This window comes from Cohnella ginsengisoli (assembly GCF_029525555.1).
GTDB classification, from domain to species: domain Bacteria; phylum Bacillota; class Bacilli; order Paenibacillales; family Paenibacillaceae; genus Cohnella; species Cohnella ginsengisoli.
The window spans coordinates 1,239,933-1,262,951 of sequence record NZ_JAPDHZ010000003.1 but is presented as its reverse complement, the minus strand read 5'-3'; the positions used below and the strand labels follow the sequence as shown (position 1 = coordinate 1,262,951).

Annotated in this window: 12 protein-coding genes; 11 read left to right on the top strand and 1 reads right to left on the bottom strand. The window is 57.8% G+C overall.

Annotated elements, in window-relative coordinates; translation table 11 throughout:
• Positions 1 to 36: 36 nt before the first annotated feature.
• The gene (locus tag OMP38_RS17065) at positions 37 to 2,229 is read right to left on the bottom strand and encodes a helix-turn-helix domain-containing protein (protein WP_277566197.1); all 2,193 of its coding nucleotides are present in this window, start codon (positions 2,227 to 2,229) and stop codon (positions 37 to 39) included.
• Between the two features lie 271 nt (positions 2,230 to 2,500).
• Here OMP38_RS17065 and OMP38_RS17060 point away from each other — a divergent pair, with 271 nt between their 5' ends.
• The 11 genes from OMP38_RS17060 to OMP38_RS17005 all read left to right on the top strand — a co-directional run bounded on the left by OMP38_RS17060 (position 2,501) and on the right by OMP38_RS17005 (position 22,940).
• On the top strand, positions 2,501 to 2,743 hold the full coding sequence (locus tag OMP38_RS17060; RefSeq protein ID WP_277566196.1) for a hypothetical protein: 243 nt from the start codon (positions 2,501 to 2,503) through the stop codon (positions 2,741 to 2,743).
• 34 nt (positions 2,744 to 2,777) lie between these two features.
• Positions 2,778 to 3,485, top strand: a complete 708-nt coding sequence (locus OMP38_RS17055) for an ABC transporter permease subunit (protein ID WP_277566195.1) — start codon at positions 2,778 to 2,780, stop codon at positions 3,483 to 3,485.
• A 16-nt stretch (positions 3,486 to 3,501) separates the two neighbouring features.
• The gene (locus tag OMP38_RS17050) at positions 3,502 to 4,371 is read left to right on the top strand and encodes a carbohydrate ABC transporter permease (protein ID WP_277566194.1); all 870 of its coding nucleotides are present in this window, start codon (positions 3,502 to 3,504) and stop codon (positions 4,369 to 4,371) included.
• A 40-nt stretch (positions 4,372 to 4,411) separates the two neighbouring features.
• Positions 4,412 to 6,043 (top strand): type 2 periplasmic-binding domain-containing protein, encoded by a 1,632-nt coding sequence (locus tag OMP38_RS17045; RefSeq protein ID WP_277566193.1) that lies wholly within the window; start codon positions 4,412 to 4,414, stop codon positions 6,041 to 6,043.
• 159 nt (positions 6,044 to 6,202) lie between these two features.
• Positions 6,203 to 13,630 (top strand): CBM96 family carbohydrate-binding protein, encoded by a 7,428-nt coding sequence (locus OMP38_RS17040; protein WP_277566192.1) that lies wholly within the window; start codon positions 6,203 to 6,205, stop codon positions 13,628 to 13,630.
• A gap of 805 nt (positions 13,631 to 14,435) precedes the next feature.
• Positions 14,436 to 14,750 (top strand): S-layer homology domain-containing protein, encoded by a 315-nt coding sequence (locus OMP38_RS17030; RefSeq protein ID WP_277566190.1) that lies wholly within the window; start codon positions 14,436 to 14,438, stop codon positions 14,748 to 14,750.
• 160 nt (positions 14,751 to 14,910) lie between these two features.
• Positions 14,911 to 15,603 (top strand): sugar phosphate isomerase/epimerase family protein, encoded by a 693-nt coding sequence (locus tag OMP38_RS17025; RefSeq protein ID WP_338130581.1) that lies wholly within the window; start codon positions 14,911 to 14,913, stop codon positions 15,601 to 15,603.
• Positions 15,600 to 16,589: a hydroxyacid dehydrogenase gene (locus OMP38_RS17020; protein WP_277566189.1), complete on the top strand. Its 990-nt coding sequence runs from the start codon at positions 15,600 to 15,602 to the stop codon at positions 16,587 to 16,589. The genes OMP38_RS17025 and OMP38_RS17020 overlap by 4 nt, the downstream gene beginning before the upstream one ends.
• An 83-nt stretch (positions 16,590 to 16,672) precedes the next feature.
• The gene (locus OMP38_RS17015; protein WP_277566188.1) at positions 16,673 to 17,170 is read left to right on the top strand and encodes a hypothetical protein; all 498 of its coding nucleotides are present in this window, start codon (positions 16,673 to 16,675) and stop codon (positions 17,168 to 17,170) included.
• 211 nt (positions 17,171 to 17,381) lie between these two features.
• Complete coding sequence (locus OMP38_RS17010) at positions 17,382 to 17,915, top strand: hypothetical protein (RefSeq protein WP_277566187.1); 534 nt, start codon at positions 17,382 to 17,384, stop codon at positions 17,913 to 17,915.
• A gap of 882 nt (positions 17,916 to 18,797) precedes the next feature.
• Positions 18,798 to 22,940, top strand: a complete 4,143-nt coding sequence (locus OMP38_RS17005; RefSeq protein WP_277566186.1) for an RCC1 domain-containing protein — start codon at positions 18,798 to 18,800, stop codon at positions 22,938 to 22,940.
• The last annotated feature ends 79 nt before the right edge of the window (positions 22,941 to 23,019 follow it).

The window sequence follows — 23,019 nt, the reverse complement described above, 5'->3', positions numbered from 1 at the left end:
GCATGCAGACTAACGAAGGCAAGCCGAGAAAGCCGATTATTCATCGGCTTTCTCGTTTTTTTTGCACATCTGCTGGTAATCGCTCGGAAGCATGCCGGCATGACGCGTGAACAAACGAGTCAAAATTTCGGTATTGCATCCGACCTGATCCGCGACATCCTTGAGCCTGAGATCGGGATTGTCCTGAATAATGGCGCAGGCCTGGCGGAACCGGTATTCGCCGATATAATCCTTGAAGTTGCGGCCTACCGCGTTTTTGAATAGCGTCGATACGTAATTGCGCGACAGATTGAGGTAATCCGCCAGGTCGTACAAGCTGATCTCGCTGCGGTAATGCTCGTGGATATAAGACAGCATCTTTTCCGCCAGGCTTGAATTGGACTTGTCCTGCGCCTTGGCGAACGAGGCTTCGAGCCTGCCGAACGCATGCAGCGCCTTCTGGTGCAGCTCCTCGAAGGAACGGCAGGCGCGAAGCTGCAGATCGTCCGCATGATGCGTCCCGAACGCCTCGGGCGCCGACAGGTCCGTGCCGTCGATCATCCGGTTGACGGTGACGTCCAGCATGAGCGCCAGCGTGGGCAGCAGGTTGCCGCGCTTCTGGCGGTTGGCGGCGATCAGCTCCTCCAGGGAGCTTTGCCAAATGGCCGTTTTGCCGTGAATGACGGCGTTGATCAAGGTCTGCTCTTGCTGCAGCGGATAGTCGACCGTGTTTTTGTCCGCCGTCTTGACGTCGTCGGCCTGTATGACCTTGGCGTGCATGCCGCTGTAGCCGAGCATCTCCGCCATTTTAACGGCTTTGCGGTAGGAAGTTGCAATGGAGGTCAGCGTGTCGCAGGGCGTGCCGATCACGGCGCTGATCTCGAGACCGCTCTCCGGTTCGATGCCGATAATGCTGTTGCGGAGCTTCTCCGCCAGCTGCTGCTTCGCGTCCCATTGCAGAATAACGGCCTGCGTCTCGAAGTTCAGGTCGATCGTCCGCTGCAATCGGCTGTCGGCGAACTGGCTGTCGAGCAGGGCGTTCAGCCTCTGCTTGACGTTGTACGTCATGCCGTGCAGAAAATCGCCCGTATATTGACCGGTCTCCCGGTAGTGAATCAGCACGATAACGAAAGGACCCTCGGCATTCAGCTTCGGGAAACCAAGCAGCCGCTCTTGAATTTCCTCCAAGGGAACGAGACCCGTCAGCAATTCGTGCAAAAATTTGTTTTCCGCGGACAGCTTGAACTGCTCCAGCGACTGCGACATCGTCTCGACATTGGAGGAGAGCGATCGGATGGTCGATTGGATATGCGCGAATTCATCGCCGGAGGTAAACGCTTCGCCGGTGCTCTTGAGCACGCCTTCAATCGGCGTGTACATCCTCCTCGTGACCAGCGCCATCAGCCACAGGCTGACCGTCATCGCGACGAGACCGCACGCCACGATCATAATGAGCGTAGGCGTAAGTATCGCTTGCGGCTCGGTCAAATACACATAGCGGTATCCCGGTACGCTGGACGAAGTGTCATATTGGATATAATCCGATTTCTGAAAACCACGGTCGGCGAGCTTCTTCACGGCATCGGGTTCAAGCATTCCCGAAGAGGCGACCAGCTCGTTGTTGAAAAACAAAGCGAAGGATCCTTTTGTAAGCGTATTCAAATCAAAGAGCTGCGATTCATAATAAGAGGTAAAAGTATAGATCGGCGCCGCTCTTCCGAACCACTCCTGCCGGGCAATCACGTACGTCTTATTTTTGCCGGAGAGATCGGCGATAAAAAATTGCGACAATACGCGGGGGTTCTCTTTAAAGTATTGAATGGCCGCGTCCAGCCGCTTTTCGCTTAATCTGAAAATACTTCGGAAATACGGAATGCCTCCGGTTTCGTTGTTCATGATCACGTAATTGTCATCGTACTTCGTGACGGCGAGACCGAAGTTTTGCGTTGCCGTCAATCCATGGATATTCTGAATGAACTTGATGAATCGAAGTCTTTCGTAATTGGTAAGCGTATTGCTCGCATACTTGCTCGTATAATCCGACGCGTTCAGAATGATGCCGATCTCGAGCGGCGACTTCAGCCTGGAATCGGTATATTCGGAAAGGCTGCGAGCCGTCGTCTCCACGTTCTCCGCGAATTCCCGCCGCGAAGGAATCCAGTAGAGCCCGACAAAAATAATTTCGATCAGCAGGGTATAGGTGATCGCGATCGCCGCGAAAACCCGAAACATTTTTTTGTAGTAATACAAACCCCACCGCCCCTTTTGTTTGTGTCCCTTAATAGTAATGAAAATGCGCCCAAAAATGAACCGCTTTTATGCACGTAAAAATTCCGAACCGCAGGATCGTAAGAAATAAAGGCCTGAAATCCGTATTTTTCGGGCCGTTCAGAAAAAGAAAGGGCTTACATAAAGCGGAGATCAGGTTATGTTGAAAAGGCAAAAAGTCATCGTCGGCGAATGCAACAGATAGGTTTCAAGCGCTTTCGCGAACGCTTGGGGCGATATGGGAGGGAGAAATTTGAAACCAGCTGCGAGCCTGAAGCCATCGCACCGCAGCAAGCTACGGCTTAGCGAGGCAGCGACCAACATCATAGCCAGCAAACACTTGTACATGATGCTGACTCCGTTCGTGCTTTATTACATTATCTTTTATTACATGCCTTTCGGCGGGCTTCGCATGGCATTTATGAATTACAAACCCTTCCTCGGCATGGACGGGAGCGCATGGGTAGGCTTTCAAAATTTCGTCGACTTTTTTTAACGGACCTTATTTTTGGCGTTTGATGCGCAACACGGTGCTGATTAGCGTCTACAATCTGCTGTTTGCCTTTCCGATCCCGATTATTCTGGCGATATTGTTCAACGAGCTTCGCAGCCGCAAATTGCGTACCATTGCCCAGACGATCTCGTACATGCCGCATTTTATATCGACGGTGGTCATTGCGGGACTTGTCGTTAACTTTCTGTCGCCGTCGACCGGCATCGTGAACGTGCTGCTGGAGAAGCTTGGCACAGGCAGCGTCTACTTCCTGACGAAGTCGGAATATTTCCGGACGATATTCGTCGCGCAAGGCATTTGGGCAAGCGCCGGCTTCGCCTCGATCATTTATTATTCTTCGCTCATGTCGATCGACAGCGCCCAGTACGAGGCCGCGACGATCGACGGAGCGGGGCGCTTCCAGCAGATCCTGCGGATTACGCTGCCCAGCCTGATGCCGACCATCGGGATCATGCTGCTTCTGAACCTCGGCAATCTTTTAAATGTAGGCTACGAGATGATTATCTTGCTGTATCAGCCGATCACGTTCGAGACCGCGGATGTGCTCGGAACCTACGTATACCGCGTCGGGACGGGCGCCAGCACCGGCCAGGGAACCGCCGGCACGACGCCGAACTTCTCGATGGCGACGGCCGTAGGCTTGTTCAACGGCGTCATCTCGCTCATCCTCGTCTTGACGGCGAACCGGATCTCCAAAAAAATAAGCGATGTATCCATCATGTAGAAAGGGGGGAGCGTCCATGTTCCAAACCCGGGGCGAAAAAGTATTCAATGTCATCAACGTGTCGTTCATGCTGCTGCTCATGGTCATCATGCTGTACCCCCTTTATTACGTGGTGATCGCCGCGTTTTCCGACCCGCTGGCCGTATCGACGGGGGAAGTGACGATATTGCCTAAAGGCTTCGCGATGGATTCCTTTCACCGCGTCGCCACCATGGACAGGATTTGGACCGCTTACGGAAATACCGTCTTTTATTCGGTGATCGGAACGGTGATCAGTCTGACGCTGACCGTACTCGGCGCTTATCCGCTATCGAAGCGAAAGCTGCCCGGACGCAAGCTGATTACCTTCTTCGTGCTGGTCACCTTATGGTTCAATGCAGGCATCATGCCGACCTACTTGAATTTTCAGCAGCTTGGTTTGCTTGACACGCGTCTTGGCATCCTGCTTTGTTTTGCGATCGACACGTTTCTGGTCATTCTCATGCGTACCTTCTTCGAGAACGTACCGGATTCGATGGAAGAGTCGGCCAAGATGGACGGCGCCAACGACTGGACGATTCTGAGCCGCATTTATTTGCCGTTATCGGGGCCGGCCATCGCGACGATTACGATGTACTATTTCGTCGGGCGCTGGAACGCCTTTTTCTGGTCGATGATGCTGCTCAAGGATCAAGACAAGGTGCCGCTTCAGGTACTATTGAAAAAGCTCATCGTCGAAGTCTCCTATAACGTGAATGAAGCGGTCGATATGAGCGCTTCCGCCATGACCGAGCAGACGATCGTCTACGCGACCATCGTGATTGCAGTTATCCCTATGCTTGTCCTGTATCCGTTCATTCAGCGCTTCTTCGTGAAGGGCATTATGGTCGGGGCGATCAAGGGTTAACATACAGCAGGGCCAATCCAAGTAAAAGGGGAAAGCAAGCATGAAAAAGAAGCATTTGATCGGTTTAATGTCTATGGCGCTGACCGCATCGCTGGCGGCCGGGTGCGCCAAGGACAACAATGAAGGCCAGGCGTCTTCGTCGCCATCGGCGAAGCCGTCGGCGTCCGCTGCCGCAGAGGCGCCGAAGGGCTACAACGGCGCGGACCGGCTGCAGATTTCCGAAAAGCCGGCCAAGGTAACGCTGTTCTATCCGTTTTCCGCCAACGGCGCGCCGAAGGGCGACATGCCGGTATGGAAAAAAGCGGCGGAAATTACGAACGTATCGATGGAAAACGTGGCGAACGAGTCGATCACGGAGGAAGTACAATCCTTTAACGCGATGCTGGCCGCGGGCAAGCTGCCGGACATTATTCAAGGTCAGCGGACGACGCTCGCTCCGGCTGTCAGCGATGGCGCCTTCATTCCGCTGGATGAGCTGATCGAGAAGTATGCGCCCAATATCAAGAAGTTTCTGGAGGACTTCCCCGAAGCCCGCCGCGCCGGCATGGGCACCGACGGCAAGCTCTATACGCTGACCGGAACGCTGGGCGGCGAACCGGGCAAGACGCTTCCTTCGATGGGGTACTTTATCCGTAAAGATTGGCTGGATAAGCTGAACCTGCCGGTGCCGACGAACTTCGAGCAGTTCGAGCAAACGCTGTACGCCTTCCGCGAGAAGGACCCGAACGGCAACAACAAGAAGGACGAGATTCCGTTGTTTTCCCGTAACTCCGGCTTGTGGTCGCTGCTCGAGATCTGGGGCGCGACGAACGGCTGGTATATCGGACCGGACGACAAAATCTATCACGGCAAAACGTCCGATCAGTATAAAGCGGCATTGACCGACCTCGCCAAATGGTATAAAGACGGCATTATCGATCCGGAAATATACACAAGAGGCGCTCAGGCCCGTCAGTTCATGCTGGGCAACAATATCGGCGGGGCGACGATCGATTGGTTTACCTCCACCGCCGCGGTGAACGACACGGTGCGCGCGCAGGTGCCGGATATTAACTTCGTCGCGATCGCGCCTCCTGCCAACAAGCAAGGCGTCGTGCAGATGATGGCGGGCCGCGAACCGATTCATTCGTATGCATGGGGCATCTCCCGCGATGCGGCCGACCCGGAGATGGTAATCAAATATATGGATTTCTTCTTCACCAAAGAAGGCGAGAGACTGACCAACTTCGGCATCGAAGGCGAGCATTACGACCTGGTGAACGGCGAGCCCGTATTGCGCGACGTTGCGCTGAAGTACGAGACGGGACTGCCGAACTTCCTCCGAAGCATCGGTGGCGGCTACGAGATCGGCAGACGCGGCAGTCTGGTGGGCGAATTAAGCAGCATGAACGAGATCGCCAAGGCCGGCTTCAATATGTACGCCGAGAGCGATTGGATCAAACCGCCGTTCCCGGTGCTGACCTTCACCGCGGAAGAGCGTAAAGCGATCGACGATGCGCTGGTCAACCTGAATCCTTATATGGATGAATACGAGCAAAAAGTATTTATGGGCGCACAGGACATTAACGCGACCTGGGATGCGTACCTGGCCGAGCTGAATAAGCTGAACCTGCAAAGCGCGGTCGATGCGTACAACAGCGCGTACGCGCGCTACAAAGCGGAGTCGAAATAAGAAGCGGGCTATCAAGGACATCCGAATATCTGGCGGAAATACGGATTTCTCCAATACTCGGGTGTCCTGCTTTTTTATGGTTTCTGTAAGCGGTTCCAAGGAGGATTGGCGAATAACCGGATTCGACGAATGATCATGCTCAAAAGGAGGATTTAAGAAATGAAATTTTCCTGGAAAAAAGCGGTGAGCGCGGCGCTCGTCATGGCGCTGCTCATCGGTCTTGCCTTCCCGGCCGCATCCGGGCGGGGCGCCGTGGCTTCGGCAGCTTCCGCATCGGTCGTCGAGCTTGTTCCGACGGACGATGCTTTCACTTCCGCCGTTGCCAAGGATACGAACGCCAACGGGACCTGGATGCAATTAAAGGGCAGCACTGGCGGACAACGATACATTTACATGAAGTTCGATCTGACGGCGCTTGCCGGCGTGGAGGCCGACCGGATCGAAAACGCGAAAGTATGGCTGAAGAAAATGGGCACGAACGGGACCGCGATGACGGTCGGTCTGAGAGCCGTCGACGATACGAGCTGGTCGGAATCGACGTTGACCTGGAATAATGCGCCTGTTTACGGGAGCCAGGTACTTAGTCAGCAGTCCGTATTGAGTACGCCGGATGTTTACTATCCATTCGATCTCGCCGATTATTTGAAAACGCAGCTTGCCGCTGGCAAGTCCACGCTTGCGGTCGCATTTGTACCGATAACCACTTTAAATGAGAACATGGAGTTTTACGCCAGAGAAAGCACCGCCAACACGCCGAAGCTTGTCGTTGAATTGAAGGACGAAGCGCCTGCGCCGACCGGGCTCATGCAGCTTGTCCAATCGTTCGGCGGCAATAACAAGGGTCATCTGCGCGTCGTTGAATTCGATGCGACGCCTGCTTCGACTACCGGCAACGGCACGGTAGGCATTACGGCGGACGGAGCGGCGCCTGCCGCCACGGCGGACTTCCCGATCGCGCTGCGCTTCGGGACGGATGGCACCATCAAGGCCGCGAACGCAGCCGGCTTCGAGTCGAAGACGCCGGTCAACTATACAGCGGGACAAAAATACCATGTCAAAGCGATGATCAATCTGTCGCTGGGCACGTACGATCTGTGGCTGACGCCGCCGAATGCCGGGCAGCCCGTCTTGCTGGCGGCCGATTATGCGTTCGCTGCGAGCGCGCCCGTCCTGAGCGACATCGGCGGCGTCCATGCAACGGCAGATGCGCAAGCGACCGATGTCCCGGCCGTTGCGAATGCCAGATTGATTGCGGACCATTTTGTATCCAAGGTTCCGTTCAAGGACGAGCAGGGACAAAGCCTGGCGATACGCCTGGAATCGGACAATAACCTCGCGAACCGATCCTATGCCATTAAATTCGACCTGAACCTGACGGGCAATCCGCAGGAGACGGACGCGCTGATCAGCTATGCGGACCGCTCGGTGACGCTTAACGGGTTCCCGGATCTGGCTTATATCGTTCGTTCCAACTTCGGGAACTTCGACGTCCGCAACGACAACGCGTACGCCTCTTCCCATCCATTGACCGCCCAATCGAACCGTACCTATCAGGTGGAGGTGCGGATCAACCCGGCAAGCGGCACGGGTCAGCCGACACGTACTTACGATGTATGGATCGCGCCCGAAGGGGAGCAGCCGGTTCAGTTGGCCGATCAATTCAAAGCGCGCAACTATGCGAATACGGGCTATGCGCTGAACAATATCGGGCAAGCGTTCGTTTACAGCCAGGCCGACGGGCTGCTGTCGATCGACAACCATGTCGTGCAGGACGGACAGCGTCTGGATGAAGCGCTGGCCCGCGTCAATGCCGCGAACGACAATGCGGCGATGACTGCGGCGTTGGAATCCAACGCGCTGGGGCTTCCGATGGAACGTTATCGGCTCATGGATGCGGCCAAACGTTCGCAGGTTGCGCAGGACGTTTTGGCCGGCAGGCCGGCCGCAGGCTACGCGCATGCTTTGAGCGTGCAGGCCGTATTCGTATCCGCCGTGGCCAATCGACTGGATACGGAGAACCCGACGGCCCCCGCGAACGTGCAGGTCGCGATCTCCAATACGATGCAGGCGCGCGTCAGTTGGACCGCATCGACGGACGATACGGGCATCCTGTACTACAAAGTTTTCCGTGACGGCGCCTTGGTCGGTACGGTTACGAACGCGACGAGCTTCGTCGACAACGGACTTGCGCCGGGAACCGAATATACGTATCTCGTCAAAGCTTACGACCTGGTGTTGAAAGAAGCCGTATCGCAGCCTGCGACCGCGACCAGTCCGGGCGAGCAGGCGCAGGTTCGCATTCCGTTCAGCGCCGAAGCGATCGCGACGGCTTTCGGACAGCCATTACTAGACTACAATCTGGAAACGCATTCAGGCACGTTGAAATGGGTCATGGAATGGCGGGAGGAATACGAAAAGAGCGCCAACGCGCTTAAACTGTTGACGCTGCTGTCCGCGTCCGCTCCGGACTATATCGGTCCCGACGGCGTTACGACCGCTTCGGCCAAGGCGCTGCAGCATCTCCGGTCCGTGATGGCAGGCGGCAACGAGCCCGGCTTCGCCGGCAACGGCCTGTCGGGGCAAGGCTATATGCCGCTGCTGAGCGCGATCGTGATGGCCAAAAAGAAGGCGCCCGCGATTTGGAACGCGCTGACCGCCGCCGAGAAGGAAAAGCTCGATCTGATGATTCTGGCGGGCCTCTATGGCGCCAAGTTCGCTTACGACGACGAAAACGACAATAAAACGGGCATCGACGCCACCGGGAACTTCGACAAGGAATGGAACCCGAATCATCGGTCCGGCATCGCGGGCGCCATTATGGCGATGTATTATTTCGAAGACGCCCAGTGGTTGAACGACCAGATGCGCAACTTTAACTACGACGACTGGCTGGCGAGACTGACCGCGGCCGGATTGACGAATATTCGCACGATCTACCAGAACTCGGGCAAGACGCTGACCGAACGCGAGATTCGTAAGGATGCCACAGGCGACGGCTTCGTTTACAAAGGCCATCCGCTAAACCAGCCGGGCAAAATCATGGCCGAATTCGTAAATTATACGTTTTCGCATCCCGTCTCTCCGGTCGGCGGCTTTGACAGCGGCATCGGCAAATACCGGGGCTACATCGTCGACGGCCAGGACGACCTGCCGAATCTCGGCGCGGACAGCATGGGCTTCGAATTCGATACGCTGGACGCGAACGGCAAGCGAAGCAGCCTGACTTACGTCTTCATGGGCTGGAAGCCGAACGTGGATGCGATCACGCCCGTATTGCTGCTCGATAACATCGACTCCGGGTTGACGAGCGCCGAAGTGCGGGATGTCGTAAGCAGGCTTAGCATCGGAACGACGGATATGCTGTACAAGAACGAGCATGGCTATATGACTTACGCCAAGGGCGTGAATGAAGGCGTGACGTCGCTGAACGGACCGATTCTGAAGATCAACGAAGAGATATGGAACCGGATCCTGAATAACCCTGCGGCGCCGATGGAAGCGGTCAATCAAGCTTCGAGCGCGGGACAGATGCGTACGGCGCTGGAAGCGAGTGCGCTCGGGATGATTCTGTACGGCTACGGCGCCTTGTCGGAGACGGGCAAAAACGCTGTCGCGCAGCATGTGCTGGACGCGCGCCCCGCAGCCGGCTATGCGAATAAAGCGGCAGCGCAAAATGAATTGAACGAAGGCGTCCGTCTGCAAGCCCTGCTCGCCTTGACCGAGGCGCAGACGGCCGAGCAGATGCGTTCGGCGCTGGAATCGAGGGCGCTCGGCCTTTACAAGCCTAAGTATGAAACGGCCAGCCAGGACAAGAAACAGTTCGTGGCCCAGTATTTGCTGGACAACAAGCCGGCGGACGGCTACTTGACGAAAACCGAGGTGCGCGAGCAGGTCGAATCCGCGCTGGAGCCGCAGGGCAATCAGCTTCGGAATCTGCCCCCGCTCGCATCCGGCGAGAAACGGATCAATCTGGCCGATTACGACCACTGGCCGCAGCAGCACGGCGACGCGGAAGTGGCGCTATGGGCCGATGACAAGACGGGCGCCTTCTCGCTGACGATCGACGACAATTTTGAAAACGAGCACGATACTTGGCGCAGCCTGGCCCAGCAATACGGCTTTAAATTCAGCTGGTTTGTCATTACGAGCTTGATCAAAGACCCGAACAAATGGCGTACGCTTGCCGCGGAAGGGCATGAGATCGGCTCGCACACCGTCACGCACGAAGACAAAGGCAGCACGCTGGACCCGGCGCATCTGCACAGCGAATATGCCGACTCGCAAGCGCTGCTGGACACGATCGAGGGCGTTCGCGCAACGACGCTGGCGTATCCTTTCGGCAGCGGCAACGAAGAGATCGCCGCCCAATATTATATCGCCGCCCGGGGAACGCTCGGGCTGCCGAATCCGGCGGACAGCGTCAATTACATGAACACGCAGTCGCTAAGCGTTCGTCCGGGCAGTCTTGACTTGACCAATCAAGCGGCGAACGGCAACAGCGTAGAGGCGATGGTGAAGACGCTTATCGATCCCAATCGCAAAGTATGGAGCGCCTCGTATTATCGCGGTTGGAGCAATATGCTCGTCCATAGTCTGAATGAATCCGGCAAGACGCCTTCGGACGGCGTGACGCGGACGAGCCGCGATCTGACGCAATACCTGCTGCAGCTTCTCGATACGTATCGCGACCAGATCTGGGTGGGCCGGTATGGAGACATCGTGCGCTACAGCCAACAACGCGATACGGCTCACATCGTCGTGACGCGGAAGGACGATCGGAAAATCACCTTTAACCTGACCGACCGCATGGACGATACGTTGTACGATTACCCGCTCACGGTGAAGGTTAGAGTCGACGATGCATGGAGCGATATCGGCGCGACGCAAGCCGGCGAGCCGATTCCGTTCGTCGAGAAGATCCGGGACGGCAAGCGGTATTTGCTCGTTCAGGCCGTGCCCGACAAGGGCAGCGTCAGCATCGTACCGGATGCAGCGTCGCCGCTCAATGTCGTCAATGGAGCCGTTACGTCCGAACAAATGCTGACGGCCATCGCCGCTCCCGGTCTGGGACTCGATCTTGGCGAATTTAACGCGCTTGGCGCAGGGAAGAAGCGGATGGTCGGCAGCCGCCTGCTGGAGGTGCGTCCGGCCGACGGCTTTGCGGATGCGGCAGCGCTGCAGGACGCGCTTGACGCGGCAGTGGAGGAAGCGAGCAACGCGCCGTCCTTAAGCGAGAACGCCAGCTTAAGCGATTTGAAGGTCAACGGCGTTACGGTTGCGGGATTTGCGCCGGAAACGTATGCGTACGACATCATGCTGCCGGAAGGAACGACGGCGCTGCCGGTCGTCAGCTTCAAGGTGGCGGATACCGGCAAGGCGACGGCCGTGCTTCAGAATGCGTCGGCGCTTCCCGGAACGGCGAAGGTGACCGTGACCGCGGAGGACAAGTGGACGGTGGCGACGTATACGCTCCGCTTCCAGGTTCGCATATCGGCGCTGCAGCGGGTCAATACGGCCCCGGACGCGGCGGCCATGCGAACCGCCGTCGAGAACGCTGCGCTCGGGCTTGTGCTCTCCGCGTACAACGGCTTGACGAACGAGCAGAAAAACAGCGTAGCGGCTTCCGTGCTGACGCATCGTCCCGCGTCGGGCTATGCCGACGCCCAGGCGGTGCAGGCGGAGCTGAATGCCGCGATCCCGAAGATCAATGCGCCCCTCCTGGCGCACGCCATCGTGGACCAGGCGAATCCGGGCACCGTCAGTACCGCCAGCTGGACGAATCTGTACGGCGGAACCTCGAGCCGCAAGGGCGGCGTTTATATGAAATTTAATATTGCTTCGTTGGCGGGCCTGGAGGCCGACGCGATCGGAGACGCGAAGGTTCAGTTTTTTACAACCCGGGAAGGAACCGTCATCGGTTACGCCGCCCCGAGTAACTGGGAAGCGCCGCTGACCTGGAATACGCAGCCGCTTGCCGATCTGAAAAACAGCAATATGGCGGCTCTCGCCGAGATCGGCAGAACTGCGGTTCAGGCGACGGGCGCCAATTACGAATTGAACATCACGCAGTACGTGAAGGATGCCGTAGCGGCAGACAAGACGGAGCTGTCCCTCGTCCTTCTGGGGTCGAACAATACCAATATCACCATGCAGAAGATTCCGTCGGCATTCGCCATGTCCGTCACGCTGGCGACATACGGCGAACCGAATCCCGAGCCGTCTCCGCTCGCGGCCGTCAACGAGGCAAGCGATGCGGCGGCGATGCAGGCCGCGATCGCGGCAGTCGGGCTCGATCTGAACCTGACCGCCTACGACGGCTTGACGGCGCAGCAGCGGATCGACGTTGCGCAGGCGCTGCTGGACCATCGGCCGTCAGCAGGCTATGCCAACGCGCTCGCGGTCCAAGTCGCGCTCGATGCCGCCGTGGCGGCGGCGCAGCCGGCGAATCAAGATCCGGGCGGCACGCTCGCGGCCAGCGCAGAACAACTGCAGCCGGGGCAGCAGCTTGAACTGACGGTCGGCGTTAGCGATGCAAGCCGCTTTACCGGCGCGGATATCCTCGTCCATTACGATCCGCAGGCGCTGGCGTTCGATACCGAACTGTACGAAGGCGTCCGGATGCTGAAGGACGAAGCGATCGAGTCGCTGCAAGCGAACTACCAGGTGGCGGCCGCGATGGCCGATCAACCCGGGACGCTGAAGATTCTGCTGTTCACGGCGGGTGCCGGGCAGCAGCTCGCAGGAACCGTGCCGCTGTTCAAGCTGCACGCATCGGTCAAGGACGACGCGCAGACCGGCGTATCTACCGCCGTGTCGCTGTCCGACCTGGAGCTTACCTTCGAAGGAGAAGATTCGGTCCGGCCGGATACGACGGGAGCGACCGTCTCCCTGCAGATTGTGGCTCATCCGGTTGAAGCGGACAAAACGGCGTTGATCGCCAAGATCGCGCATGCGCAGGCGCTGCTGGGCGATGCGACGGTCGGCGCGAATCCGGGACAATATCCGCAGGCGGCTTATGACGCGCTGGCGGATGCGATCGGGCAGGCCGAGGCGAAGCGCGATCTGGCGGGCGTATCCCAATCGGCGGTCGATGAAGCCGTCGCCTCGCTGGGGACCGCCGAACAGCAATTCCTGAACGCGGTCATTCCAGGCGCACCGGCCGACTTGACGGCGCTGAACGCCGCGATCGCGAAGGCGCAGAAGCTTCACGACAACGGACCGTACGGAGACAAGATCGGCCAGTATCCGCAATCGGCCAAGGCCCCGCTCAAGTCGGCGCTCGACGCCGCCAAGGCCGTCGGCGGGAGCAGCGCCTCCAGCCAGGAGAGCGTCAATGCGGCAGCTGCTTCCCTGAACGGGGCCATCCAGACGTTCGAGCGCTCGCTGGTCACGCTCGTCGGGGGCGGTGCCACCAAAGTCGGCATTCGCGACCTGTCCATCGTTGCCAAGTACTACGGCGTAACGAATTCGGACCCGAACTGGGGCAAGGTGTCGGCGGCCGCGATCGACGGAGGAAATGAAATTACGATCGAGGTGCTGGCTGCCGTCGCCAGAATGATTCTGGCTGATTGGGCAGCGGGACAATAGCGGAAGACTGCGGCAGGCATGCAGATGAACGGGATACCGGATGCGGCTCGGCGAGCCGCGTCCGGTCTTCATGCCGCGAAGGGTGGAGGCGCACGGATGAGGATCAAATTCACGATTGCAATGCTGATAGGCTGTCTGTTCATGATAGGCGGGCCCGCCGCATTCGGCGCGGCGGCCAATGAATCCGCGGCGTTCGAGATGACGAGCGGCGGCGACGGTTCGCTGGCGGTCGTCATCGCCGCCCGCGGGACAAGCGACGTCTATGCGTATGAATTAAAGCTGACGTTCGACGAGCGGCGGCTGAAGCTGGAGAAGGCCGAGGCGCCGCCTAACGGCTTTCTGGTTGACCCCCTGGTGGACGGAGCGCGGATTCGCGTCGCTTACACGCTGATCGGACCGAAACAGGGGATGAAGGGCGATATGAAGCTCGCGACTTTGCGGTTCAAGCGCCTCGCTCCCGGCCCCGCCGAGCTGGAGCTGAACGAGGTCAAGCTGGTCGATTCCTCCATAGAGAGCACCCTGTTCAAGCCCGCGCTGAAGACGAAGCTGACGGATGGGCCGGGACTGACCGATATGAAGGGACACTGGGCGGAGCCATCCGTTTTGGAAGCCGTGAAGAGGGGGGATCGTCACCGGATACGGAGACGGCACGTTCCGTCCGGAGCGCACGGTGACGCGGGCCGAGTTCGCCGCGATGCTCAGCCGGGCTTTAGGACTGCAAGGAGGCCAAGGGGAGCAAGCTGCGCACACCGCCTTTGCGGATGCGAACCGTATTCCGGCTTGGGCCGCGGCTTCCATCTCGGCCATGGCGGAAGCGGGCATCCTTACAGGCTATGACGACGGCACTTTCCGCGCCGATCGGCAGATCGCGAGGGCGGAGATGGCGGCGATGCTGGCCCGCGCGGCCGGGCTGAAGCCGGAGCAGGAGCAGGAGTCGGCGCTGCCGGCGTTCGCCGACAGGGACCAAATCCCGAATTGGGCGAGGGCGTCCGTCGCTGCGGCTGTCGAAGCCGGAATCGTTCGCGGCAAGACGGGGAACCGCTTCGCGCCGGCCGATGTCGCGAAGCGGGCCGAAGCGGTTGCGGCGATCATGAATCTGCTTCATTGGCAAGAGAAGTAACGGACGGAAGCGCGTCTCGAGGAGGAGAACGAAACAGTTATGAAGTGCAGCTTTTCAACCTTGGCGACGCCGGATTTGAGCGGCGTCGAAGCGATCCGGCTGGCGCGCCGGTACGGCTACGACGGCATCGACTTGCGGGTATCGGAGATCAAGGGGGGAGCTGACCCTCGATTCGTCCGCCGCGCATATCAAGGAAATCGTGCATGCGCTGGAGGCCGAAGGGATCGCGCTGGCAAGCTTGTTCCTGTACCCGCACTACGATCACCTTCGATCGGATGCAAAAAGGATCGTCGAGGATACGTTAAAGCGAAGCATGGAGCTGGCGAACGAGACGGGCGCCCGCGCCGTTCGCCTTCAGGTGCACGGCCATGCCGATCCGGCGTATGCAAACGTCAATCTGTCATCCGTCGCCGAGCTGCTCGCCGGGCTGCTCCAGCGGGACCGGTCCGGGCTTGAGGTCATCATCCAGAACCATAGCTTGTACGCAAGCGCGCTGGAGGTCGCCGCGGCGGTCCGGCTGATCGGGGACGCCAGAGTCGGCATCGGATTTTCGCCCGATCATTTACGGCTTGGCGGCGAGGATCCGGACATGGCGCTGGCTGCGGTCCAGCCTGCGGTCAAACGCTTGTACGCGGCGGATCTTCAATCGACGAATGAGGGCTATAGAAGCGTATTGCCGGGAACCGGGGAGATCCCTTTGGAAAAAATAATCGATGCGTTAGGCGGAAAGAAATACGGCGGGTGGATCACTTTTAAATGGGAAAAGCTGTGGCATCCCGAGCTGGCCGACCACGACGTGGCGCTGCCGCACTTCATCTCGTACATCCGCCGGCTGGAAGGGAAGATGGCATGAACCTATTCATTACGTTGCAGGAAGGCGAATGGAAGGAGCGGTTTTTGCCGAAGCCGGTGCTGGACACGCTGCGCCGGATCGGCGACGTTCGGATGAACGACTACGGAAGGGCGATGACCCAGGAAGAGCTGGGCGACCGCCTGCGAGACGTCGACGTCTGCTTTGCGCTCGGCTGGCTGTCCTGTCCCCCGTTTACGGAAGCCGTTCTTGAGCGGGCGAATCGATTAAAGCTGATTGTCAGCCCGGGTGCGAGCGTGGCGGGATTTATTACGGATAGCGTGTATGAAAGAGGAATAAAGGTGTGCAGCGCGAACGATGTCATGGCCGAATACGTGGCCGAAGGAACGCTCGCCTACATGCTGACCGCCTTGCGGCAGATTCCGCGCAGGGAGCGCGATGTAAGGGCGATGAATTGGAACAATGGGGAATGCGAGAGCCTGATCGGCAAGACGGTCGGACTTGTCGGTCTGGGCGCCGTAGGGCGCCATTTGATTCGAATGCTGCAGCCTTTCCGGGTCCGCATCAAGCTGTATGATCCTTACGTGGATATGAACAGCTTGGCCTACGACGCTGTCGAACCGTGCTCGCTGCATGAAGTGCTGTCTCATTCCGACCTCGTCTCGATCCACGCCTCGAAAACCGACGAGACCTATCGGATGATCAATCGGGACAATCTGAAATGGATCAAAGACGGAGCCGTATTGATCAATACCGCGCGGGGCTCGCTGATCGACGAAGAAGCGTTGGCCGAAGCGCTCCGGACGGGACGAATAACGGCCGTGCTGGACGTATACGAGTCGGAGCCGCTGCCGCCGGACAGTCCCCTGCGCGAGCTGGACAATGTTTATTTGATGCCGCATGTGGCCGGGATGGTGAAGCTGGAAAATTACGCGTGGGCCATGGTGAAAGAGATCGAACGCTTTGCCGCGGGGCAGCCGCTGCAATACGAGATTCCCTACAGGCAGTTCAAACGGATGACCAAATAGGCGTTCGCCGTTGATCGCTCTTGTACGAAAAACGCCCTCCGGCTATGTGTATTCGACATAGACGGGAGGCGTTTTTGCTTGACATGAAAAGCATTTCATCAAACTGGAAAACGTTAATGCAACTGCGTATGCAGGTTAAAATGAAGGGTTCCCTAAAGCCGGCTGAACAAACGCCGATACAAAAAGATAAGGTTAACGAAAAAGGGGGAAATCGTAAGATGAATGGACAAGTGCAAACGATTTTGAATCGGCTAAAGGAGCTTTGGTTTATACCTTTTACGGTTTATGCGATCGGCTTCATATTCGTCCAAGGGTTGTTTGCACCCTACTACAACGATTTGTTTATTATCAATAACTTTTTGCGAGCCCAGCCCATCTCGTACTCCATGTATTTGATAAACGGTATTTACGTGTTCTTTGTCGTTGGGGTTGGAGCGGGATTAGCTTATTCTGCAGCTGCCGCTATTCCTGCAAGATTAATAAATCTCCTGAAACGGCAAAAGATATGGTTTAACGCGTGCCTGATTTTTGGCATACTTTTGTGCGGGGGGAGTGTTGTTCTTCCAAATGAATTGGGTTAGCAGGGGCTGGATACCGGCGATACCCAATATGCTCGTCTATATTACGTTTTATTTTCTCCTATTTTTGCCGTTTCTTATTGTTACGAGATTGATACATAACAAATACCGCTCGAGGTCGATCCCTCTGAATCTGCTCGTTTTGTTGCTATTTATTTTCTTATTTGTGCTTTCTTTATTTTTGTACGGTTTTCACATGCAAGAGATTGAAGCAATGAACTATAACAAAAGCAAAGGACAACTGGAGCTAGCTAAGGTCTCCGTGGGGGAGAAATCAGCCAAAACGTATATTCGAATGGATATTTCCTCTGACTACTTTATTGGTTACGATACAAGCGAGCGGAAGACGGTCCATATTCCTAAGGATCAGATCAGTGCCATTCAAACGTATCGCGCTGAAAATTTCGGATCGAAGATCAAGTATACCGAATCTCGTGTTCCTCATAACTCTGATGGCGGACACATGATTCAAAGCTTACGATCTTATTATGACATCATGACCGGAAGCTCCGTAAATCTTGAACGCGTCGAAACGCTTCAATCCATCGTAATAGATCCGTTCAGTAGGCGTCAAAGCTTCGACGTGGAACCGAATATTCTGCTCAAGTACATGGACGACGGAAACCTGCATGGTCGGGACATAAAGAACTTTTATGGAGCGGAAATGTCGGTGCCGGAGAAAGCGGAAAAAGAGAAGAACGGCACTTTTCGAGTTTTGTCAGGGAGTATTGGAAAGATGAAATTTTAGACTACGTTTATTTATTGGAACCAACGGCGAGCAGTTCTGCAGGATGGGCTATTGCCGATAGGAAGGAAGCGGTATTCCAATTTTAAAGGGGAGTACCGCTTAGGACGCAAAGTACGGTCAAATAGCCCTCATCCGATTTGATTTCCAGATGGGGGCTATTTGCGTATAAAGGCCTCAATCAAGTCGCCGACGCTTATATCGCCGAGCTCTTCGGCGATGAGATCTGCTTTAGACTTTTTCCTGATTGAACCTACCAGGACAATTTCAATTCTCTGATCCTTATCCAGAAGCACAGAGTCAACCTCTAAGGCGTTGGTCAACAGCCCGATGACGACAGCGATTTGTTGGGGAGTCAGTTTGGGAGGGGGGGGGCTTTTTTCCGTTAATGCACTTTCCGTTATTTCGGCGATTGCTCAAGTTTGATCCCCACCTAAATCAAACGATTATGACGTCTGGGCCTCCTCCAGTACTCCCGTTTTCGCCATTTCCCATGGCAAATGAGTATAGAATGACCGCGACCACAATCATCGTGATAATTCGCTTGTTATCCTCTTTTTTCATTTATCAGTACCTCATTTAAAAATCGTATGTTGAGACATCATATTCCGGCATTACTTGGTCTGCTACAAAGGTACGCGCTTGCACACGTTCTGGTCGCTTTTGTTAAAAGGCGTTTTACGTATTTCATTAGGCGTGAGTGTGAGGGCTGAATTTGCTGTTATTTTTGAGCGTATGCAAGGAAAAGAAGCGACTTTGTTGAATAGTTTTGTTGAATAGTATCATAAATTGACAAATGGCGAGGGGGGATACGAGAAGCGAATGGCCTTGCATTTAACTGGAGATCCGGGTTGTCGATATTCGAGTCGCGGAAAAAGGAGGACGATGATGCTCGCCATGTGGGCCAGACTGCTTGCCGTGACGCTTGTTGTCGGGCTGCTTCAGCCTATGCAGTCGTTATCCGGAACGGTAAAAGCCGCTCAGCCGGATGCAAGCGCAGCAGCGATTTCCTTGTTGGCCTTCGGCCAAAACGACCGGGGGCAATTGGGGCTCGGGCATACGACCGATCAAACCGTCCCGGCAGCCGTCGATGCAGGCGCCCCGGTGCGGGCCGTAGCGGCTAGCGGCAACTTTACGCTGTTCGTAACGGATGGCGGCGATGTGCTCTCGACCGGCAACAACACATACGGCCAATTGGGACTTGGCGACACCGCCACGCGCCAGGCGCCGCAAGCGGTCGCCGGGATCGCGGATGCGATCGACGCAGCCGTGGGCAGAAACCACTCGCTGGTGCTGACGGGTAACGGCGACGTTTATTCGTTCGGTCTCGGCGGCGACGGGCGTCTTGGGCATGGGAATGCGAATTCCTTAAACGCCCCCGTCAAGATCGCGGGCCTTCCTCCGGCCAAGGCCGTAGCGGCAGGCGGCAGCCACTCGCTGGTGCTCACGGTGAGCGGAGAGGTGTACGGATTCGGCAGCAATGCGTTCGGCCAGCTTGGTCTTGGAGAAGCCGTCTCCTCCGCTGCAGTACCGACCAAACTTGAGCAGCTTCCTCCTATAGCGGCCATTAGCGCGGGCACGGACTTCTCGCTGCTTCTGACGGAGGATGGCGATTTCTATTCTTTTGGCCTGGGCGTGAACGGACAGCTTGGCCTCGGCGCGTCGGGGGAAGAGGAGATTCGCTATACGCCGACGCGAATTACAGCATTGGATGCGGAAAATAAACGGATTCGGCAGATTGAGGCAGGCGGTTCGCATGCGCTGCTGCTAACGGTGGACGGCGAGGCCTACGCCTTCGGGCTAAACGGCTTTGGACAGCTCGGACTGGGCGATACGCTGGATCGCTCGGTGCCTACGAGGGTGGCCGGCCTCCCCAAGCTTGCGACGATCGCGGCGGGCGGGTATCATTCGTTTGCGGTGGACGAGGACGGCGCGTTGTATGCCTTCGGCTACGACGCGTTCGGCCAGCTTGGCGACCGGGACAACGAATCGCAGCTTGCGCCGAAGCGCATTAAAGGACTGTGGAACATTCAATTCATCGAAAGCGGGACGTATTCTACTTTTATATCGGGCAGTCTTGCGTCGCTGATCTCGCCAACCGAGGCGACCTTCGAGAAGTACGAACCCGACCGGCGGGACATCGCCGTATCGCTGGAGCTGAACGGCCATACGCTGACGGCCATCCGCAACGGGCCGGCCGACCTCGTTCCCGGAACGGATTACACGCTCGAGGACGGCGGGACGAAAGCGATCATTAAAAAAAGCTATTTAGCTGCGCTGAATGTCGGCGACGCGGTGCTACAGTTTGAATTCGATCAGGGACCGTCGGAACAGCTGAACTTGTCGGTCATCTACACCGCGAGCAAGGAAAAACGCGCCTTCGGGTTCGGGGACAATGCATACGGACAGCTGGGACTGGGAGATTCAGCCGATCGGGCCGCCCCGGCCGCGCTGAATGCGCCAGCCGATATTAGGGCGGCAGCCGCCGGGAGCGGCTTTACCTTCTGGCTGACGGAGGAAGGCAAGCTGTATGCGGGAGGCTGGAATGCCAACGGCGAGCTGGGAATCGGCGGCGGTGGAGATCGGATTGTGCCGCAGCCGGTCATTGCGCTGCAGAGCGTTCCGGTGAAAAGCGTCGCATCCGGCTATTATCATACGCTCGTCGTGTCGGCAGACGGCGATGTTTATGGGTTTGGCATCAATTCGAACGGTCAACTGGGATTCAGTGCAGGCACGACGCAAAATATACCTGTGCGGCTTGGATACTTGCCGCCGATCGCCGCGGCCGCAACGGGGATGGATCATTCGCTGCTGCTGTCCGTGGCGGGAGAGGTTTACGCAGCCGGCTCGAACCAATACGGACAACTGGGGCTTGGACAGACGGCGTCCAGCTCCAGCTTCGTGCGGATTCCCGGCATTCCCGAGATCAAAGCGATCGCGGCCGGCCAACAATATTCGCTGCTGATCGCGGCAAACGGAGACGTCTATGCGTTCGGGCGCAATCAAGGCGGACAGCTGGGGCTCGGACATACGACGGACGCCAACGTGCCGACGTTGATCGAAGCGATGGACAAGCCCGTCAAAGCGGTCGCCGCGGGCGCAACGCATGCGCTGCTGCTGACCGACGACGGAGAGGTGTACGCCGCCGGCAGCGGCAATCGCGGCCAGCTTGGCCAGGGCAATACCGCAAGTCTGAATGTGCCGACGGTCGTTGCCGGCGCGGAGGACGCAGCCGCCGTTGCGGCGGGAAGGGATTTTTCGTTGTTTACGACGAACGACGGCCAGGTCTATTCGTTCGGGCTCGACGATCAGGGCCAGCTGGGACATGGCGATACCGCGAATCGTCTGGTGCCGGAAAAAATCGCCGCGATGGACGGATACTACGTGAAGTCGGTCGCGGCGGGAGCGATGCACGCGGTCTTGACGATCGCGCCGCGTCCGGCGCGCGACAGCGCGATCAGTCCGACGCAGGCTCCCTTCGACAAAAATCCGTCGAATCAAACGGATATCGCCGTCGCATTGAATTTGAACGGCAATGCTTTGACCGGCATCGCGAACGGCGGTACCGAGCTTCAGGCCGGGACAGATTACACGCTGTCGGCCGATACGGTCACGATCCACCGCGGCTTTCTATCCGGCTTGGCTGCGGGCTCCGTCAACCTGACGTTTACGTTCAGCGCAGGCGCGCCGCAGACGTTTGTCGTTGACGTCACGGACAGCTCGCCGGTCACGCCGATCCCGTCGCCTGCTACGCCTACACCGTCGCCACCCACGCCGACCCCATCGCCGGTCGAGCCGACCCCGTCGCCGGTCACGGCGCCGGGCGCGCCGACGGGCGTGACGGCGACGGCGGGCGTGAAGGAGGCGACGGTGAGCTTCGTCGCGCCGACCGAAGACGGAGGCAGCCCGATCACCGTCTATCGGGTCGTGTCTGCGCCGGATGGCATAGAGGCGACCGGCAGCGACAGCCCGATCACGGTGACGGGACTGCGCGCAGGCGTGTCCTACACATTTAATGTGCAGGCGATCAACGCCGCGGGCAGCGGTCCGATGTCGGCGCCGTCGAACGCGGCGACGCCTGAAGCGCCGCAGGCCACGCCGACGCCATCGCCTGCTACGCCGACACCATCCCCGGCCACGCCGACACCATCGCCGACGCCATCGCCGGTCACGACGCCGGGCGCGCCGACGAGCGTGACGGCGACGGCGGGCGTGAAGGAGGCGACGGTAAGCTTCGTCGCCCCGAGCGTCGATGGGGGCAGCGCGATCACCGGCTACCGGGTCGTGTCGGCGCCGGATGGCGTGGAGGCGACCGGCAGCGGCAGCCCGATCACGGTGACGGGACTGCGCGCAGGCGTGTCCTACACATTTAATGTGCAGGCGATCAACGCCGCGGGCAGCGGTCCCATGTCGGCCGCGTCGAATGCGGTGACGCCCGAAGCGGCCCCCGGCTCGAACGGCAGCCCTTCCCTTTCGGATATGACCGGCCATTGGGCGAAATCGGCTGTAGAACGAGCCGTCACGCTCGGCATCGTCACCGGCTATCCGGACGGCACATTCCGGCCGGACGCGAACGTGACAAGACAGGAGATCGCCGCGATCTTGATTCGTTCGCTGCCCGTCGATACCGGCGCAGCCCCGCCCGCTTTCCGTGACGCCGGCGCGATCGGCGACTGGGCCTCCGAAGCGGTCAACCAAGTCGCCGCGCTTGGACTTATAGTCGGCTACGAAGACGGAACCTTCCGTCCGAACGAACGATTGACAAGATCTGATCTGGCGGTTCTGATCTGGCGTGCTCACGCGCTGAACGGCAAGAAACAACACAAGCCGGTCGATCCCGCCATGCCTGCGTCATACGCTGACGAAGAAGCGATTCCGCCATGGGCAAGAGAGGCGGTTCACGATCTGAAACAGCTGGGCATCATGAGAGGTCGCGACGAAAACCGCTTCGTACCCGATGCAAAGGTCACCCGGGCAGAAGCGATCGTCGCGCTGATGAGATATTTGGAAGAGATCCGCGAGGTTTGAGCAAGAATTGGGGCTGTCCAGAGAGCCAGTGAATGCTGGCATCTGGATGCCCTATTTTTTGTGGAGCGAAAATTTAGAT

Coding starts and splice junctions, on each gene's coding strand:
- OMP38_RS17050 (WP_277566194.1), top strand. CDS start 3,502: ATGTTCCAAACCCGGGGCGAAAAAGTATTCAATGTCATCAACGTGTCG.
- OMP38_RS17045 (WP_277566193.1), top strand. CDS start 4,412: ATGAAAAAGAAGCATTTGATCGGTTTAATGTCTATGGCGCTGACCGCA.
- OMP38_RS17040 (WP_277566192.1), top strand. CDS start 6,203: ATGAAATTTTCCTGGAAAAAAGCGGTGAGCGCGGCGCTCGTCATGGCG.
- OMP38_RS17030 (WP_277566190.1), top strand. CDS start 14,436: ATGGCGGAAGCGGGCATCCTTACAGGCTATGACGACGGCACTTTCCGC.
- OMP38_RS17020 (WP_277566189.1), top strand. CDS start 15,600: ATGAACCTATTCATTACGTTGCAGGAAGGCGAATGGAAGGAGCGGTTT.
- OMP38_RS17015 (WP_277566188.1), top strand. CDS start 16,673: ATGAAAAGCATTTCATCAAACTGGAAAACGTTAATGCAACTGCGTATG.
- OMP38_RS17010 (WP_277566187.1), top strand. CDS start 17,382: ATGAACTATAACAAAAGCAAAGGACAACTGGAGCTAGCTAAGGTCTCC.
- OMP38_RS17005 (WP_277566186.1), top strand. CDS start 18,798: ATGATGCTCGCCATGTGGGCCAGACTGCTTGCCGTGACGCTTGTTGTC.